Below are 17,228 nucleotides of genomic sequence, written 5' to 3' on the forward strand. Positions count from 1 at the left end.
CTTCCGCACCCCCGTTTTTGAACGCGTTCAGGAAAACGGGGAAAACGGGAGAACGGGGAGGATGCGCGCGATGCGTGGAGCGGTCAAGGGCGTGGTCATAGGCGGCGTGTGCGCGGCGATGCTGGGGGGTGCCGGGTACGGCCTCTACAACGTCGCCTCCGCACTGAGCGGTGGCGGCGGTACCGGCGGTGGTGGTACCGCGTCCGTGAAGTCCGGGCCGCCCGGCGCGGACGAGGTGAAGGACACCACGGCGAGGTTCTTCGCCGCGTGGGAGAAGGGCGACGCGCCGGCCGCGGCGTCGTACACGAACTACCCGGAGGCGGCACGGCAGTTACTGACGGCGTACGGCGGCGACGCGCACATCGGCAAGGTGCGCGTCACCCCCGGCGCGGTCACCGGCACGACCGTGCCGTTCACGGTCAGGGCGACGGTGTCGTACGGCGGCACGTCCAGGCCGCTGGCCTACCGCAGCAGCCTGACCGTCGTACGCGGTGAGACCTCGCACCGCCCGCTGGTGGACTGGCGGCCCTCCGTCGTCCATCCGGAGCTGCGCAAGGGGGACACGCTCGTCACCGGCGGCTCCGCGGCCGCGCCCATCCAGGCGGTGGACCGCGACGGCAGGGTGCTCACGGCGGCGAAGTACCCCTCCCTCGCCCCCGTCCTGGACGAGCTGCGCAAGCGGTACGGGGACAAGGCGGGCGGCCGGGCCGGGGTGGAGCTGGACATACGTCATGCCGGCACCGGTGGCACCGGCGCCGCCGACACCCAGCTCCTCACCCTCGTCAAGGGCAGACCCGGCAAGCTCCGTACGACGTTCAGCGCGAGCGCGCAGGCGGCGGCCGAGACGGCCGTGGCGAAGTACCCGAACGCCTCCGTCGTCGCCGTCCAGCCGAGCACCGGCGAGATCCTCGCCGTCGCCAACAACCGTGCCGACGGCTTCGACGCGGCCCTGCTCGGCGAGCGCGCCCCCGGCTCCACGATGAAGATCGTCAGCGCGGCCACCCTCATCGACAACGGCCTGACCAGTGCGGGCGGCAAGGCGCCCTGCCCCGCGACCGCGGTCTGGCAGAGCCAGACGTTCCACAACCTGACGGGCCTGCGGGCGAACGAGAACGCCACCCTCTCCGAGAGCTTCGCCCGTTCCTGCAACACCGCCTTCGTGAAGTTCGCGGACGACGTGTCGCCGGACTCCCTCACCAAGGAGGCCGAGGAGCGGTTCGGGCTCGGACGGAACAACTGGCGGATCGGCGTGCCGTCCTTCGACGGCCGCGTCCCGGCCACCGGCGGCCCCGACACCGCCGCCGCCCTCATCGGCCAGGGCCAGGTCCAGATGAGCCCCCTGAACATGGCCTCCGTGACGGCGACCGCGACGACCGGCGCCTTCCGGCAGCCGGTGCTCGTGCCGCTCTCGCTGGACGGCCGGGAACCGGCACGCGCGCGTGGGCTGTCGTCGGGGACGGTCGCGCAGCTGCGCGCGATGATGAACCGCACCGCGACCAGCGGCACCGCGGCCCCGACCATGGCCGGGCTGAGCGGCAGCATCGGCGCGAAGACCGGCTCGGCGGAGTCCGACGGCCAGGCGAAGTCGGACAGCTGGTTCACCGGGTACCGCGACGACGTGGCGGCGGCCGCGCTGGTCCAGGACGGCGGCCACGGCATCGACGCGGCCGGGCCGATTGTCGCAAGCGTGCTACGGAACGCCCGCTGAGATCACCCCGCGAGGCGGGGACTTTAGGGTGAGGGGCGTCGTTGGGCTGTGCGGGGGCGCGGGGACCCTGGAAAAGGCGTGGAGGAACTGAGGCCGTGGGCAAGAGAAGGCGCGTCGCCGGGCGACGGAAGACCAGACCCGCCGTGCTCGGCGGGATGATCGCCGTCGTCGTCGGCGGCGCCGGGTTCGGCGTCTACGCGCTGTACGGCGGGGGCGCCGCGGCCGACGAGGGGGTGTCCGCCAAGGCCGGCCACCAGGCCGTCAGGACCGGCCCGCTCACCGCGTCGGAGATCCGCACCGCGTCGGCGCGCTTCCTCACCGCCTGGCGGCAGGGCAGGACCGCCGAGGCGGCGGCCGCCACCGACGACCCCGCGGCGGCCCGGCGGCTGCTCACCGGTTACACCAGGGACGCCCACCTGAAGGACGTCACGCTCACCGCCGGGAAGGCGACGGGCGCCAAGGTGCCGTTCTCGGTCAAGGCGACGGTGGCCTACCGCACCCTCAGCGAGCCGCTCGCCTACGGCAGTTCGCTCACCGTCGTCCGCGCCAAGGGCGACGGCAAGCCGCTGGTCGGCTGGCACTCCTCCGTCGTCCACCCGGACCTCGAGGACGGCGACACGCTCGTCACCGGAGCGTCCGGCACCCCGCCCGTCACCGCGCTCGACCGTGACGGCGGCAAGCTGACCGCCGCCAGGTTCCCCTCGCTGGGCACGGTGCTGGACGGGCTGCGGGAGAAGTACGGCAAGAAGGCGGGCGGCCGGGCGGGCGTCGAACTGCGCGTGGTGCGCGGCAAGGCGGCCAGGGCGGCCAAGCTGTCCGACAAGACGCTCGTCGAGCTGAGCAAGGGCACGCCGGGCACGGTGCGCACGACGCTGGACCCCGCCCTGCAGGCGGCGGCCGAGCGGCAGGTCGACCGGCAGGACCGCGCCTCCACGGTCGCCCTGCGTCCCTCGACGGGTGAGATCCTCGCGGTCGCCAACAGCGGGCACGGCTTCAACACCGCCTTCCAGGGCTCCCTCGCCCCCGGCTCCACGATGAAGGTCATCACCGCCTCGCTGCTGATCGACAAGGGTCTGGCGGAGGCGGACAAGAAGCATCCCTGCCCCAAGACGTTCACCTACGGCGGCTGGAAGTTCCACAACGACGACGACTTCGAGATCAAGGGCGGCACGCTCAAGGCGAGCTTCGCCCGCTCCTGCAACACGGCCTTCATCAGCCAGGCGAAGAAGCTGAAGGCCGACGACCTGACCCGGCAGGCGCAGCAGGTCTTCGGCCTGTCCATGGACAACTGGGCGATCGGCGTGCCCACCTTCGACGGCTCGGTGCCGGTGCAGTCGGCGGCGCAGATGGCGGCCTCGCTGATCGGTCAGGGCGGGGTGCGCATGAACCCGCTGAACATGGCCTCCGTGGCGGCGACGGTCAAGTCGGGCACGTTCCACCAGCCGTACCTGGTCTCCCCGTCCGTGGACCACCGCACCCTGGCCACCGCCTCGCGGAGGATGTCGGCCAAGACGCTGTCCCAGCTGCGCGAGATGATGAGCTACACGGCCGGTTACGGCACGGCCGCCAAGGCGATGTCCGGGCTGGGCCCGGACTACGGCGCGAAGACCGGCTCGGCGGAGGTCGACGGCCAGAAGAAGCCCAACGGCTGGTTCACCGCCTACCGGGGCGACCTCGCCGCCGCGGGCGTGGTGCAGGCGGGCGGCCACGGCGGTGACACGGCCGGCCCCATCGTGGCGACGCTGCTGCGGACGGGCAGCTGACCGGGCCCAGCGCCCGGCCCGCGCCGCACGCCGCCCGCCGCCTCAGGTGCGCACCGGCGCCACGGTGTAGGTACGGCGCAGAAATCTGACCAGCGTCTTCGACTCGAACTGCACGACCGCCACACCGCTGTCGGTGTGGAACTCCACGACGGCCTGGACACGTCCGCACGGCCACACACGTACGTCACCGCTCTCGGCCGGTGCCCGCAGTCCCCGTTCCAGCAGCGCGCGGGAGAAGGTCCACTCGTGGGGGCCGGGCAGACCGACCCGCACCGAGCGGGGGTCGCTGTCGGGGTCGTAGCGCAGGATGACGGGCACGGCCCCGGGGTCTTCCTCGTCGGTGACGATGTGGGCCCGCGCGTACTGCTCGACTACAGACATCGGACCGCCCTCTCACGCTGGGTGACGCAAATGGGAACTGCGCATCCGCTTTCTCTCCAATGTCCCATATTTTCCGGTTCTCGCTTCCGGAGACGGAGGATCTCGCGGGCCCGGCGCCCGCCGTCGGACAACCGCGTGGTTCTTGCAAAGGCTTCGCAAGAGGGCTCTAAACTCGACACGTGCATGTACCTGACGGATTCATCGACGCTCCCACTTCCGCGGTCACGGGGGTGATCGCCGCCGGCGCCCTCGCGGTGAGCCTGCGTGGCGCCCGCCGCGAACTCGACGAGCGGACCGCTCCGCTGGCCGGCCTGGTGGCGGCGTTCATCTTCGCCGTACAGATGCTCAACTTCCCCGTCGCGGCCGGAACAAGCGGCCATCTGCTGGGCGGCGCGCTGGCCGCGATACTCGTGGGCCCCTACACGGGCGTGCTGTGCGTGTCGGTCGTGCTGCTCATGCAGGGGGTGCTGTTCGCCGACGGCGGGCTGACCGCCCTGGGCGTGAACATCACCGACATGGCGCTCGTCACCACGGTCGTCTCCTACGCCGTCTTCCGCGGGCTGCTCGCCGTGCTGCCCGGCACGCGGCGTTCGGTGACCGTCGCCTCCTTCGTCGCCGCGCTCGTGTCGGTGCCGGCCGCCGCCGTCGCCTTCACGCTCATGTACGCGATCGGCGGCACCACCGACGTGTCCATCGGCAAGGTCGCCACCGCGATGATCGGCGTGCATGTGCTGATCGGCATCGGCGAGGCGGTCATCACCGCGCTCACCGTCGGCGCCGTCGTCGCCGTACGCCCGGACCTCGTGCACGGTGCGCGCGGCCTGCGCCGGCGACTGCAGCTGCGGGTGAACGGCACCCTGGTGGACGCACCGGCGGCCACGCCGGTCACGGCGCCCGCGGCGGCCCGCACCTCGCGGCGCGCGGTATGGCTGACCGGCCTCGCCACCTCCCTCGTCCTCGCCGGGTTCGTCAGCTTCTACGCCTCCGCCAGCCCCGACGGCCTGGAGAAGGTCGCGCACGACAAGGGGATCGACAGAAGCGAGCGGGCACACTCCTCCGCCGACTCCCCGCTCGCCGGTTACGGCGTCAAGGACATCTCCGACGCCCGGCTGTCCGGCGGCCTCGCGGGCGTGATCGGCGTCGGTGCCACGGTCGTGGCGGGCAGCGCGGTGTTCTGGGCCGTGCGCCGGCGCCGCGACACGGACGTCTCGCCCGCCTCCACGGCGGGCTCCGGCGCCTGACGTGGGAGCGGGACACGCGCACCGGCTCTACCGGCACGGGCACTCGCCCGTGCACGGCCTGCCGCCGCACACCAAGCTGGCCGCCACCTTCCTGTTCGTGGTGGTCGTGGTGTCGACCCCGCGCGAGGCGATGTGGACGTTCGCGGTGTACGCGGTCCTGCTGGCGTTCGTCGCCCACCGGGCGCGGGTGCCCGCCGGCTTCCTGCTCAAGCGGCTGCTGATCGAGGTGCCGTTCGTCGCGTTCGCGGTGCTCATGCCGTTCGTCGCGGAGGGCGAGCGGACGCACGTCCTCGGGATGTCGCTGAGCGTGAGCGGCTTGTGGGGCGCCTTCAACGTGCTCGCCAAGGGCACCCTCGGCGTCGCCGCCTCCGTACTGCTCGCGGCCACCACCGAACTGCGCGAACTGCTGCTCGGGCTGCAGCGGCTGAGGCTGCCGCCGCTGCTGGTGCAGATCGCCTCCTTCATGATCCGCTACGGCGATGTCATCGCCGACGAGATGCGCCGGATGCGGATCGCCCGCGAGTCGCGCGGCTTCGAGGCGAAGGGCGTGCGCCACTGGGGCGTGCTCGCCAAGTCCGCCGGCGCGCTGTTCATCCGCTCCTACGAGCGCGGCGAGCGGGTGCACCTGGCCATGGTCAGCCGGGGCTACGCCGGCTCGATGCCGGTCATCGACGAGGTGACCGCGTCCCGGGCGCAGTGGTCGTACGCCCTCGCCCTCCCCTTCGCCGCCCTCGCCGTCTGTCTGCTGGGATGGATCCTGTGACGACACCCGCCTCCCTGGAGGTCTCCGGCCTCGCGTTCGCCTACCCCGACGGCCACCAGGCCCTGTTCGGCGTCGACTTCACCGTCGCGCGCGGTGAACGGGTCGCGCTGCTGGGCCCGAACGGCGCCGGCAAGACGACCCTGGTGCTGCACCTCAACGGCATCCTGGGCGGTGGCACCGGCACGGTGACCGTGGCCGGGCTGCCCGTCGGCAAGCGGCACATGGCCGCCGTCCGGCAGAAGGTCGGCATCGTCTTCCAGGATCCCGACGACCAGTTGTTCATGCCGACCGTGCGGGAGGACGTGGCGTTCGGGCCGGCCGCCGCCGGGCTCAAGGGCGCCGCGCTGGAGGAACGGGTGGCGAGCGCCCTGGAGCGCGTCGGCATGCGGGAGTTCGCCGACCGCCCGCCGCACCACCTCTCCTTCGGCCAGCGGCGGCGGGTCGCGGTGGCCACGGTGCTGGCGATGGAGCCGGAGATCCTGGTCCTGGACGAGCCGTCCTCCAACCTCGACCCGGCCTCCCGGCGCGAACTCGCCGACATCCTGCGCTCCCTGGACGTGACGGTCCTGATGGTGACCCACGACCTGCCCTACGCCCTGGAGCTGTGCCCGCGCGCCCTGATCCTCAGCGACGGCGTGATCGCGGCGGACGGCCCGACCGGCGAACTGCTCTCCGACGAGGCGCTGATGGGGGCGCACCGCCTGGAGCTGCCGTTCGGATTCGATCCGCGAGCGGTGGCCGACCGGCGCTGACGGTGAGAGACACCTCACGTCCGCCCCCGGCCCACCGAGGAATCGGGAGGCGCGCGGGCACTGTTGCACCCACTGTCGCAGGCGATGGGAAGGGACGGCGGGCGTGGACGTGAACGGCACTGTGGCCGAGGGTTTCGAGCCGGTCCGGGAGGCGTTCGCGGCGAACTTCGCGCTGCTGGGCGAGCGCGGCGCGGCCGTCGCCGTCTACCGCGACGGGCACCGGGTCGTGGACCTGTGGGCCGGCGCCAAGGACGTGGACGGCGACGCGGACGGCGACGCCCCCTGGGAGCGCGGGACCGCGCAGATCGTGCGCTCGGCGACCAAGGGCGTCGCCGCCGCCGCGCTCCTGCTGTTGCACCAGCGCGGCGAGCTGGACCTGGACGCCCCGGTCGGCGCCTACTGGCCGGAGTACAAGGCGGCCGGCAAGGAGCACACGCGCGTGTGGCATCTGCCGGCGCACCGCGCGGGAGTGCCGGTGCTGGACCGTCCCCTGACCCCGGCGGAGGCCGCCGACCCCGACCTCGCGGCGGCGGCCGTCGCCGCGCAGGCGCCGGTGTGGGAGCCGGGCACCGAGCACGGCTACCACGCGCAGACCTACAGCTGGCTCACCGGCGAGCTGATCCGGCGTGTCACCGGCCGCCCGGCGGGCGAGTGGATCGCGGACGAGATCGCGGGGCCCGTCGGCGCCGACCTGTGGCTCGGCCTGCCGCCGTCGCGGCGGGAGCGCGCGGGACGCGTCGGTCCCCTCAGGGCGCCCACGGCCCCGGGCGCCCTGAGGACGCGCCCCAAGCGCGCGGTCGCCGAGGCCTACGCCGACCCGCACTCCCTGACCAGCCGGGCGTTCGCCGCGATCACCCCGCTGCCGGACGAGAACGACCCCGCCTACCGTGCCGCCGCCCTGCCCGCCTCCAACGGCATCGCCACCGCCGACGGGCTGGCCCGTGTCTACGCCTCGCTCATCGGCGAGGTGGACGGCGGCACCCGCCTGTTCACCCCGGAGACGACCCGGCTGGCCGGCGCCGAGCGGTCCGCCGGGCCGGACCGGGTCCTCGTCGTCAATACCCGCTTCGGCCTCGGGCACATGCTGCACGGCTGCGCGTCCCCGCTGCTCTCCCCGCACTCCTTCGGCCACCCGGGCCGCGGCGGTGCCCTCGCGTTCGCCGACCCGGAGGCAGGCGTCTCCTTCGGCTACGTCACCAACGGCTTCCGCGCGAGCGTGACGGCGGACCCGCGGGCGCAGTCGCTGATCCGGGCGCTGCGCACGGCGCTCGCCCAGGCCGGCTGTCCGGTCACACGTTGATCGGGTGCGAGATCCGGCCGGAGTCCGCGTCGATCTCCTCGTGGGCCTTGGCCAGCATCTGCGTGGCCAGCTCGTTGAGGGCGCGGGCGCCGGCGATCTCCTCGCCCACCCGGGGCTGGTCGGCGTCGACGCGGTGCCGGCTGGCGCGGCCGTGCGCCCGCACCTCGGTGCCGTCGGGCAGCCGCACCATGGCCACCGCGCGCGTGTGCTGCCCGTCTTCCACGAACTCCAGCTCGACATGCCATCCCACAGCGGTGTGCATCATGTCGACCACCTCCGAAGACCACTGCTTCCAGAGTGCGCCCGGCCGCCCCGGCCGTCATGTCGACACGGGCCGACGACCCACGGCGACCGCTCAGGTGGCCGGTTTCTTCTCGAAGCTCGCGAAGTAGGCGGCCGCCATGTCCTCGTCCGCGTGGCCCTGGGCCGCGGCGCGGGCCAGGCGGTCGGCGGTGGCGGCGGCGACGTCGAGCCGTACGCCGGCCCGTTCGCCCGCCGCGACGATGAGCCGGGCGTCCTTCTCGGCGGTGGTCACCGCGAACGAGGCCGGGGAGAGCTTGTCCTCCAGCACCAGCGTGGCCTTGGCCCGCAGGTAGCCCATGTCGAGCGGACCGCCCGCGATGAGGTCGAGGAACTGCCGGGGGTCGACGTCGAGGGCCTTGGCCAGGGCCAGGGTCTCACCGGCCGCGGCGGTGACGGCGAGCACCCAGCTGTTGGCGACCAGCTTGAGCCGGCTCGCGCTCCCCGCGCTCCCGTCGTCGCCGGTCCACACGGTCTTGGCGCCCACCGCGTCGAAGACCGGCGCGACCCGCTCCCGGCCCTCTTCGGGACCGGCGGCCAGCACGGTCAGCTGACCGGTCTCGGCGGGCTCACGGGTGCCGAGGACGGGGGCGTCGTAGAAGACCAGCCCGTGCTCGTCGGCGAACGCGGCCAGTCGGCCGATCAGGTCGGTCCCGACGGTGGTGCACTGCGCCCACACCGTGCCCGGGCGCAGTGCCGGGGCGGCCTCGCGCAGGGTGTCCAGGACGGTCTCGCCGTCGTAGAGCATGGTCACGACGACGTCGGCGCCCTCGACGGCCTCCGCGGGCGAGTCGGCGACCCGGGCTCCGGCGGCGGCCAGTGGCTCGGCCTTCTCCCGCGTGCGGTTCCAGACGCGGACGTCGAGCCCGGCGCGGCACAGGTTGCGGGCCATCGCGGCCCCCATGATGCCGGTGCCCAGGACGCTGACGGTCGGCTTGTCGGTCATTGACGGCTCCAGTCGTGCGGTCGCTGCTCGTGGTCCGACGCCATCTTCGTACGGATGGCATCCGGGCACATCCGGTGTGTCGCCGCGGGCGCCTACCCGGCGTGCAGCATCAGGCCGATCCCGACGACCAGCAGCCCCGCCGCCGCGATCCTGGGTGCTCCGAAGCGCTCCTTGAAGAGCACTGCGCCGATGGCCGCGCCGACGATGATGGACGACTCGCGCAGGGCGGCGACGGGGGCGAGCGCCGCGCGGGTCTGCGCCCACAGGACCAGGGCGTAGGCGGCGACGGACAGGGCGGCGCCGAGGAGGCCGAGGGCGGCGTAAGGGCGCAGCAGCCGGACGGTGTCACCGCGCGCGCGTGCGCACGAGTATGCGGGGAGGACGGCTCCCTGGAGGGCCATGAGCCAGGCGATGTAGCCGAGCGGCGTGTGCGCGGCGCGTACGCCCAGGCCGTCGAGGACCGTGTACGCGGCGATCGTCAGCCCCGTGGCCAGCGCCGCGCCGATCGCCGCCCGGTCGGGCCTGTTGCCGCGCAGCCCCCACAGGCTGACGCCGGTGAGGCCGAGGCAGGACACGGCGATGCCGGCCGCCGTCCAGACGCCGGGCACCTCGTGCGCGAAGACGGCGGCCGGCACGGTGACGAGGAGCGGCGCGCTGCCACGCGCGAGGGGGTAGACCTGCCCGAAGTCGCCTAGCCGGAAGGAGGTCATCAACAGCGCGTAGTAGACGATGTGCACCATCGCCGAGGCCAGCAGGAACGGCCAGGCGGGCCCGGCCGGGAACGCGACGAACGGCGACGCCGCGAGTCCGATCAGCAGCCCGCCGCCGGAGATCAGGGTGAAGCCGGCCAGCTTGTCGGTGATCCGGTGGGCGATGGCGTTCCAGCCGGCATGGGTGACGGCGGCGAGCAGGACGGCCGCCGCGACGAGCGGTGTCACGCGTTCCGCTCGCGCACGTCCACCAGGGTGGCGCCCGCGTGGGCGACGAGTTCGCTCGGTGCGATCGGGAAGACGGTGTACGGCGTTCCGGCCGCGGCCCAGACCAGGTCGTGCGCGAGCAGCGCGCGGTCGGCGAGGACACGCGTGCGCGTGCGGTGCCCGAAGGGCGGCACACCGCCGATGGCGTACCCGGTGGTCTCGCGGACGACGCCGGCGTCCGCCCGGGTCACCTGTCCGGCGCCCAGTTCCCGCCGCACCCGTTCCAGGTCCACGCGCGAGGCGCCGTCCATCAGGACCAGCACCGGCACGCCGTCGGCGGCGAAGATCAGTGACTTGCAGATCCGGCTCGGTTCGCAGCCGACCGCCGCGGCGGCCTCGGCGGCGGTGCGGGTGGCCTCGGGGAACCGGCGTACCCTGCCGACCAGTTCACCCAGCCCCTGTTCCCGCAGGGCCTCGGCGAACCGGGGATGGGCTCCTGATCCTTCGGCGTCGGTGGCGGCTGTCGTCGTCATGGAGGGCACGGTAGTGGCCGGTGCGCGGCCCGGGCGAGCGACGTGCGGACACGGAGAAGGCCGGTGAGGGTGCGGCCCGTCCCCACGGGCACCCTCACCGGCGGCTCTCGCGCCGGAGGCGGTACGTCAGGTGCGTACCAGCTCCCGGTCCCCGTCGGGGTCGGCGCCCGCGCGGTCGGCGGCGGTGCGCAGGCCCTCGCCCTCGACGTCGACGTTGGGCAGCGCGCGGTCCAGCCACTTCGGCAGCCACCAGGCACGCCTGCCGAGCAGGGCGAGCACCGCGGGCACGATGGCCATGCGGACGATGAACGCGTCGAAGAACACGGCGATCGCGAGGCCGAAGCCGATCATCTTGACCATCGACTCGCTGGAGCCCATGAAGCCGGAGAAGACGGCGATCATGATGACGGCGGCGGCCGTCACGACGCGGGCGCCGTGCTTGAAGCCCGTGACGACCGCCTGGCCGGCGCTCTCGCCGTGGACGAACGCCTCCCGCATCCGGGTCACGAGGAAGACCTCGTAGTCCATCGCGAGGCCGAAGACGACACCCACCATGAAGATCGGCATCATCGACATGACCGGGCCGGTCTGCTCGACGTTCGTCAGGCCGGACAGCCAGCCCCACTGGAAGACGGCGACCACGGCGCCGAGGGCCGCGAGCACGCTGAGCAGGAAGCCCAGGGCCGCCTTCAGCGGGACGAGGACCGAGCGGAAGACCACGATCAGCAGCAGGAAGGCCAGGCCGACGACCAGGGCGAGGTAGGGCAGGAGGGCGTCGTTCAGCTTCTGCGAGACGTCGATGTTCATCGCCGTCGAGCCGGTGACCAGGACCTTGGCGTCGGTCTCGCGGGCGATGTCCGCGCCCTTGTCCCGGATGGCGTGCACCAGGTCCTCGGTCGTCTTGGAGGACGGCTTGGACTTCGGTACGACGGTGATCGTCGCGGTGTCGCCGGCCTTGTTGGGCGCGGCCGGGGTGACCGTGACGACGTCCTTCAGGCCCTTGATGTCGTCGCCGACCTTGGTGAAGGCCGCCTTGGCGTCGTCGCTGCCCTGGGCGTCGACCACGACCATGAGCGGGCCGTTGAAGCCGGGCCCGAACCCGTCGGAGAGCAGGTCGTAGGCGCGGCGCTGGGTGGTCGAGGTCGGCTGGGAGCCGTCGTCGGGCAGACCGAGTTCGAGGGAGGCGGCCGGGATCGCCGCCGCGCCGAGGCCGATCACGCCCAGCAGCAGGACGGCGACGGGGCGCCGGACGACGAAGCTGGCCCAGCGGGTGCCCATGTTGGGGCGGCCCGGCTTCCTGGGCGGGCGGCCGCCGCCGAGCAGCCTGCTCTTCTGGCCGGTCGGCTTGATCCTGCGGCCGGCGTAGCCGAGCAGCGCGGGGATCAGGGTGAGGGCGATGAGGACCGCGATGGCGACCGTGCCCGCGGCGGCGACGCCCATCTTGGTCAGCATCGGGATGTTGACGACGGAGAGGCCGACCAGGGCGATCACGACGGTCAGGCCGGCGAAGACGACCGCGGAGCCGGCCGTGCCGACGGCCCGTCCGGCCGCCTCCTCGCGTTCACGGCCCTCGGCGAGTTCGGCGCGGTAGCGGGAGACGATGAACAGGGCGTAGTCGATGCCGACCGCGAGGCCGATCATCGAGGCCAGGGTCGAGGTGGTGGTGCCCAGGTCCAGGGCGCTGGCGAGCGCGGTGATGGTGGAGACGCCGATGCCGACGCCGATGATCGCGGTCAGCAGCGGGAATCCGGCCGCGAGCAGCGAGCCGAAGGTGATGACGAGGACGACCGCGGCGATGGCGATGCCGATGATCTCGCTGGAGCCGGTCTCGGGGGTGGCGCTGAGCGCGTCACCGCCGATCTCGACGGTGAGTCCGCCGTCGCGTGCCTGCTGCGCGGCCTTTTTCAGCGCGTCGCGGGAGGAGTCCTCCAGCTCCATGCCGGAGACCTCGTACTTGACCGAGGCGTAGGCGATCGAGCCGTTCTTGCTGACGGCGTGCCCGGTGTAGGGGTCGGCGACGGAGGTGACCTCGGAGCCGCGCCCGAGTTCCTTCACGGTCTTCTCGACGGTCGCCTTGTTGACGGCGTCGGTCATCTTCTCGCCGGCGGGGGCCTTGAAGACGACTCGTGCGGTGGCGCCGTCGGCACTCATGCCGGGGAAGCGCTGTTCCAGCAGGTCGAAGGCCTTCTGGGCCTCGGTGCCGGGGATGGAGAAGGAGCTGTTGCCGGCGGCGGGCGCGGAGGCGGCGCCCACCCCGGCGAGGGTCAGCAGCGCGACCCATATGAGGGCGACGAAGTGCCGTCGCCGGAAGGCGAGGCGGCCGAGTTTGTAGAGGAACGTGGCCACGGAGGCGTACTCCCGGTCAGGTCGTGGGTCATCTGGGCAGGGGTGATCAGCCCGACGACGTGAGCGGTGACGTCAGGTGGTGGGCTTGCTGGGGAGAGGGGGAGATCGGTACCCGATCGGGTGGTGCTGATCCGGTGTGATCAGTCCACCGGCCGGGTGGGATCAGGTGGTGGCGACGCCGAGGGCGGGGAGGACGACGGCGTCGATGTACGAGAGGAGGAAGGATTGCGTCGGCGGCTGCTGGTCGATCATCGTGCGGGCGGCGAACCCGCCGATCATCATGTGGATCAGGAATTCGAGGGCCGGGTTGTCCTCGCGGACCTCGCCCCGGTCGATCGCCCGTTGCAGCACGCGGCGCAGCTCCGCCATCTCCGGTTCGATGAGGTGCTCCCGGAACGCCCGCAGGAGGTCCGGGTTGGAGTGGGTCGCCATGGCCAGGCCCCGCATCAGCGCGGAGTTCTGCTCCATCTCGCAGTCGTCCGCGCGCAGGGTGAGTGCGTGCAGATCGCCTCTGAGCGACCCGGTGTCGATCTCGTCGGCGAGGGTGCCCGGCTTGCCGTGCCGCACCGCCTTCGCCACCAGTTCGGCCTTTCCGCCCCACTGGCGGTAGAGCGTGGCCTTGCTGGACCTGGTTCGGGCGGCCACGGCGTCCATGGTGAGGGCGTCGTAGCCGACTTCGCGGAGCAGGTCGAGCACGGCCTCGTACAACTCGGCCTCGCGCTCGGGCGTGATCCGACTGCGACGCGCCGTTGCGACGACCTCGGTCATGCCAGTCACCTTCCCGCTCCGGTACTTCCCGCTTCCTGCATTCCCGAAGATACCCCCTCCCCATGCGAAACGAAACAGTTTCGTACGTGTGGTGGATCACGCCTGTCGGGTCCTCGTAAGCGCCGTCCAGAAGTTGCCCGGGCCCTTTGACCGGAAAAGCATGGGGAGGTGAGCTATCTGCGCCTTCCCCACCTCAACGGCGACCTGCTGTGCTTCGTGGCCGAGGACGACCTCTGGCTGGCCCCCCTCGACACCCCGGGCCGCGCCTGGCGGCTGACGGCGGACCGCACCAAGGCCGGCCACCCGCGCTTCTCCCCCGACGGCCGCCTGATCGCCTACACCAGCTGGCGCAGTCTCGTCCCCGAGATCCACCTCGTCGGCGTCGACGGCGGTCCCGCGCGGCAGCTGACGTACTGGGGCAGCGCCGACACCCAGGTCTGCGGCTGGACCCCGGAGGGCGACATCCTGGCCGTGGCCTCCCACGGGCAGCCCTTCTCCTACTTCACCTGGGCCTACAAGGTCCCCACCGACGGCGACCCGGGCGGACGCCTGCCCTGGGGCCCGGTCGCCGACATCCAGGTCGCCGACCTCGACTCAGAGCGCAGGAGCCTGCTGCTCACCGGCACCCCGCCGCACGAGCCGGCCGCCTGGAAGCGCTACCGCGGCGGCGCCATGGGCCGCCTCTGGCTGCACGGGCAGCGGCTGCTGCCGGACATCGGCGGCCATCTGGCCTGCCCGATGTTCGTCGCCGGGCGGATCGCCTTCCTCTCCGACCACGAGGGGGTCGGCAACCTCTACTCCTGCGCCCACGACGGCACCGACCTGCGCCGCCACACCGACCACGACACCTTCTACGCCCGGCACGCCGCCACCGACGGCAGCCGCGTGGTCTACCAGTGCGCGGGCGACCTGTGGCTGGTGGACGACTTCTCCCCGTCCGGTGTGCCGCGCCGGCTCGACGTCCGGCTCGCCGGGCCGGCCAGCGGCCGCCGTAGGTACCAGGTGCCGGCCGCGCAGAACGTGGACGGCATCTCCGTGGACGAGACGGGCCGGGCCAGCGCCATCGTCGTACGCGGCAGCCTGTACTGGCTCACCCACCGCGACGGCCCGGCCCGTACGATCACCGACGCACCCGGGGTCAGGGTCCGGCTGCCGGAGATGCTGGGCTCGACCGGGCGGGTCGCCTATGTGACGGACGCCGAGGGCGAGGACGCCGTCGAGATCGCCCAGCTGCCCCGTGCGACCGGCGACCGGCGACCGCGCCGGATGGCCGCCGGCGAGCTGGGCCGGGTCCTGGAGATGGTCGGCGATCCGCTCGGCGAGCGCCTGGCCATCGCCTCGCACGACGGTCGCCTGCTGCTGATCGACGTCCCGGAGGAGTCCGGCGACGGTACGGCGCCGGACTCCGACGAGACCGCCCCCGACGAGACTGAGGGCGGGGTCACCGAACTGATCCGCTCCGACAACGGGCCCGTGCGCGACCTCGCCTTCTCCCCCGACGGCTCCTGGCTCACCTGGTCCCACCCGGGGATCGGCCGCTCCCTGCGCCAGATCAAGCTGGCCCGGATCAAGGACCGGCTGATCGTGGACGTGACCAACGGCCGCTTCGAGGACGAGAACCCCGTCTTCACCCGGGACGGCCGCTATCTGGCGTTCCTCTCCTGGCGCGGCTTCGACCCGGTGTACGACGTGCACACCGGCGATCTGTCCTTCCCGCTCGGCTGCCGCCCCTATCTCGTCCCGCTCTCGTCGGCCACCCCCTCCCCCTTCGCCCTGAACCCCGAGGGGCGCCCCGCCGCCGGCGGACTCGACCCGCTGGAGGACGAGGAGAGCGGTGAGGCCGGCACGGTGACCGTCGAGGTGGAGGGCCTCGCGATGCGGGTCACACCGTTCCCGGTCATCGCCTCCAAGTACTCCGCGCTCCACCCGGTGGCGGGCGGTGGACTGGTCTGGCTGCGCTGGCCGATCTCCGGCGCGCTCGGCGAGACTTTCGCCAGCCCGGACGACACGACCGGCCGCCCCACCCTGGAGTACTTCAACATCACCAAGGCCAAGAAGTCCGAACTCGTCGGCCACCTCGACTGGTTCGCGGTCAGCGGCGACGGCACCCGGCTGGTCGTCGTCGACGAGGGCGACCTGCGGGCCGTGCCCTCGACGGAGATCGGCGACGGCGACACGACCGTCTGGATCGATCCGCGCCGCATCCTGCACGAGGTCGACCCGCCCGCCGAATGGCGCCAGTCCTACGAGGAGGCCGGGCGTCTGACTCGCGCCTACTTCTGGGACCCGGGCATGTGCGGCATCGACTGGGACGCGGTGCTCGCCCAGTACCGGCCGCTGCTCGAGCGGATCACCTCCCCCGACGAGTTCGCCGACCTGCTCCGCGAGGTCTTGGGCGAGCTGGGCACCTCCCACGCCTACGTCACCGCCGCCCGGCGCAACGAGGGGCCGCCCCACTACCAGCGCCGGCAGGGCCTGCTCGGCGCCAACCTCGTCCACCGCGAGGAGGGCTGGACGGTCAAGCGCATCCTCCCCGGTGACTCCTCCGACTCCAAGGCCCGCTCACCGCTGGCCGGTACGGGCATCCGCGAGGGCGCCGTACTGACCCACGTGGACGGCCGCCCCGTCGACCCGGTCACCGGCCCCGCCCCCCTGCTCGCGGGCTCGGGCGGTACGACCGTGGAGCTGACGTTCACCCCCGCCGAGGGCGGCGCCGGACGCCCCCGGCGCGTCGCCGTCGTCCCGCTCGTCGACGAACGCCCCCTGCGCTACCAGGACTGGGTGGCCAAACGCCGGGAAGTGGTGCGTGAGTTGAGCGGCGGCAGGTGCGGCTATCTGCACATCCCCGACATGGGCGGCTCGGGCTGGGCCCAGTTCAACCGCGATCTGCGCATGGAGGTGTCCCGGCCGGCCCTGATCGTGGACGTGCGCGGCAACGCGGGCGGCCACATCAGCGAACTCGTCATCGAGAAGTTGTCCCGCACGATCATCGGCTGGGACCTGACCCGGAACGCGCAACCGGTGTCGTACACCGCCAACGCCCCCCGCGGCCCCGTGGTCGCCCTCGCCGACGAGGCGACCTCCTCGGACGGCGACATGATCACCGCGGCCTTCAAACTGCTGGGGCTCGGGCCGGTCGTCGGCCAGCGCACCTGGGGCGGGGTGGTCGGCATGACCGGCCGGCACCGGCTGGGCGACGGGACGGTCATCACGGTGCCCATGAACGCGGCCTGGTTCGACGCCTACGGCTGGTCCGTGGAGAACCACGGCGTCACCCCCGACCTGGAGATCCTGCGCACCCCGCTGGACTGGGCGGAGGGCCGCCACGCCCAGCTCGACGACGCGGTCCGGCTCGCCCTGGACATGCTGGAGACCGATCCGCCGGCGACTCCCCCCGACTACCGCGACGTCCCGAACCGGGCCCGCCCCCCGCTGCCCCCGCGCCCCTGAGCGCCGGGCCGGGTCGACCGGGCCGCCCCACGAGGAGCGGCCAAGGGGCGCAGGGCGCCC

Annotated in this window: 14 protein-coding genes; 7 read left to right on the plus strand and 7 right to left on the minus strand. The window is 72.8% G+C overall.

Annotated features, from left to right (window positions below):
* Positions 1-70: 70 nt before the first annotated feature.
* Complete coding sequence (locus ACIBA9_RS05925; protein ID WP_399360114.1) at positions 71-1,708, plus strand: penicillin-binding transpeptidase domain-containing protein; 1,638 nt, start codon at positions 71-73, stop codon at positions 1,706-1,708.
* Positions 1,709-1,803: 95 nt separating this feature from the next.
* Positions 1,804-3,471, plus strand: coding sequence for a penicillin-binding transpeptidase domain-containing protein (locus ACIBA9_RS05930; RefSeq protein WP_399360115.1), 1,668 nt, complete (start codon positions 1,804-1,806; stop codon positions 3,469-3,471).
* A gap of 42 nt (positions 3,472-3,513) precedes the next feature.
* On the opposite strand, the gene ACIBA9_RS05935 is transcribed toward ACIBA9_RS05930, so the two are convergent.
* Complete coding sequence (locus tag ACIBA9_RS05935; protein WP_362158252.1) at positions 3,514-3,852, minus strand: SsgA family sporulation/cell division regulator; 339 nt, start codon at positions 3,850-3,852, stop codon at positions 3,514-3,516.
* A gap of 179 nt (positions 3,853-4,031) precedes the next feature.
* On the opposite strand from ACIBA9_RS05935, the gene ACIBA9_RS05940 reads away from it, so the two are divergent.
* From ACIBA9_RS05940 to ACIBA9_RS05955, 4 genes are all read left to right on the plus strand, one after another.
* A complete protein-coding gene (locus tag ACIBA9_RS05940; RefSeq protein WP_399360116.1) occupies positions 4,032-5,093 on the plus strand; it encodes an energy-coupling factor ABC transporter permease in 1,062 nt (353 codons plus the stop codon).
* Position 5,094: 1 nt separating this feature from the next.
* The gene (cbiQ, locus tag ACIBA9_RS05945) at positions 5,095-5,856 is read left to right on the plus strand and encodes a cobalt ECF transporter T component CbiQ (RefSeq protein ID WP_362158257.1); all 762 of its coding nucleotides are present in this window, start codon (positions 5,095-5,097) and stop codon (positions 5,854-5,856) included.
* Positions 5,844-6,608 (plus strand): ABC transporter ATP-binding protein, encoded by a 765-nt coding sequence (locus ACIBA9_RS05950; protein WP_362158260.1) that lies wholly within the window; start codon positions 5,844-5,846, stop codon positions 6,606-6,608. The genes cbiQ and ACIBA9_RS05950 overlap by 13 nt, the downstream gene beginning before the upstream one ends.
* A gap of 103 nt (positions 6,609-6,711) precedes the next feature.
* The gene (locus tag ACIBA9_RS05955; protein ID WP_399360117.1) at positions 6,712-7,908 is read left to right on the plus strand and encodes a serine hydrolase domain-containing protein; all 1,197 of its coding nucleotides are present in this window, start codon (positions 6,712-6,714) and stop codon (positions 7,906-7,908) included.
* Here the strand turns inward: ACIBA9_RS05955 and ACIBA9_RS05960 are convergent.
* From ACIBA9_RS05960 to ACIBA9_RS05985, 6 genes are all read right to left on the minus strand, one after another.
* Complete coding sequence (locus ACIBA9_RS05960; protein ID WP_362158264.1) at positions 7,898-8,173, minus strand: DUF1876 domain-containing protein; 276 nt, start codon at positions 8,171-8,173, stop codon at positions 7,898-7,900. The two genes, ACIBA9_RS05955 and ACIBA9_RS05960, sit on opposite strands and share 11 nt — an antisense overlap.
* Positions 8,174-8,263: 90 nt before the next feature.
* Positions 8,264-9,154 carry an NAD(P)-dependent oxidoreductase gene (locus tag ACIBA9_RS05965; RefSeq protein ID WP_399360118.1) on the minus strand — a complete coding sequence of 297 codons (891 nt, stop codon included), beginning with the start codon at positions 9,152-9,154 and terminating at the stop codon, positions 8,264-8,266.
* A gap of 92 nt (positions 9,155-9,246) precedes the next feature.
* A complete protein-coding gene (locus ACIBA9_RS05970) occupies positions 9,247-10,092 on the minus strand; it encodes an EamA family transporter (RefSeq protein WP_399360119.1) in 846 nt (281 codons plus the stop codon).
* Positions 10,089-10,604, minus strand: coding sequence for a YbaK/EbsC family protein (locus ACIBA9_RS05975; RefSeq protein WP_362158273.1), 516 nt, complete (start codon positions 10,602-10,604; stop codon positions 10,089-10,091). Before ACIBA9_RS05975 ends, ACIBA9_RS05970 begins: the two co-directional genes overlap by 4 nt.
* A 126-nt stretch (positions 10,605-10,730) precedes the next feature.
* Complete coding sequence (locus ACIBA9_RS05980) at positions 10,731-12,950, minus strand: MMPL family transporter (RefSeq protein ID WP_399360120.1); 2,220 nt, start codon at positions 12,948-12,950, stop codon at positions 10,731-10,733.
* A 162-nt stretch (positions 12,951-13,112) separates the two neighbouring features.
* Positions 13,113-13,718 (minus strand): TetR/AcrR family transcriptional regulator, encoded by a 606-nt coding sequence (locus tag ACIBA9_RS05985; RefSeq protein WP_362158278.1) that lies wholly within the window; start codon positions 13,716-13,718, stop codon positions 13,113-13,115.
* 168 nt (positions 13,719-13,886) lie between these two features.
* On the opposite strand from ACIBA9_RS05985, the gene ACIBA9_RS05990 reads away from it, so the two are divergent.
* Entirely contained in the window at positions 13,887-17,168 is a 3,282-nt protein-coding gene (locus ACIBA9_RS05990) for a S41 family peptidase (RefSeq protein ID WP_399360121.1), read from the plus strand.
* Positions 17,169-17,228: the final 60 nt, after the last annotated feature.

It is taken from the genome of Streptomyces sp. NPDC051452, assembly GCF_044454765.1.
In the GTDB taxonomy this organism is placed as follows: Bacteria; Actinomycetota; Actinomycetes; order Streptomycetales; family Streptomycetaceae; genus Streptomyces.

What these genes read in the sequence shown, in the direction of transcription:
- ACIBA9_RS05925 (WP_399360114.1), top strand. Translation starts at nt 71, where the DNA reads ATGCGTGGAGCGGTCAAGGGCGTGGTCATAGGCGGCGTGTGCGCGGCG.
- ACIBA9_RS05935 (WP_362158252.1), bottom strand. Translation starts at nt 3,852, where the DNA reads ATGTCTGTAGTCGAGCAGTACGCGCGGGCCCACATCGTCACCGACGAG.
- ACIBA9_RS05950 (WP_362158260.1), top strand. Translation starts at nt 5,844, where the DNA reads ATGGATCCTGTGACGACACCCGCCTCCCTGGAGGTCTCCGGCCTCGCG.
- ACIBA9_RS05960 (WP_362158264.1), bottom strand. Translation starts at nt 8,173, where the DNA reads ATGATGCACACCGCTGTGGGATGGCATGTCGAGCTGGAGTTCGTGGAA.
- ACIBA9_RS05965 (WP_399360118.1), bottom strand. Translation starts at nt 9,154, where the DNA reads ATGACCGACAAGCCGACCGTCAGCGTCCTGGGCACCGGCATCATGGGG.
- ACIBA9_RS05975 (WP_362158273.1), bottom strand. Translation starts at nt 10,604, where the DNA reads ATGACGACGACAGCCGCCACCGACGCCGAAGGATCAGGAGCCCATCCC.
- ACIBA9_RS05985 (WP_362158278.1), bottom strand. Translation starts at nt 13,718, where the DNA reads ATGACCGAGGTCGTCGCAACGGCGCGTCGCAGTCGGATCACGCCCGAG.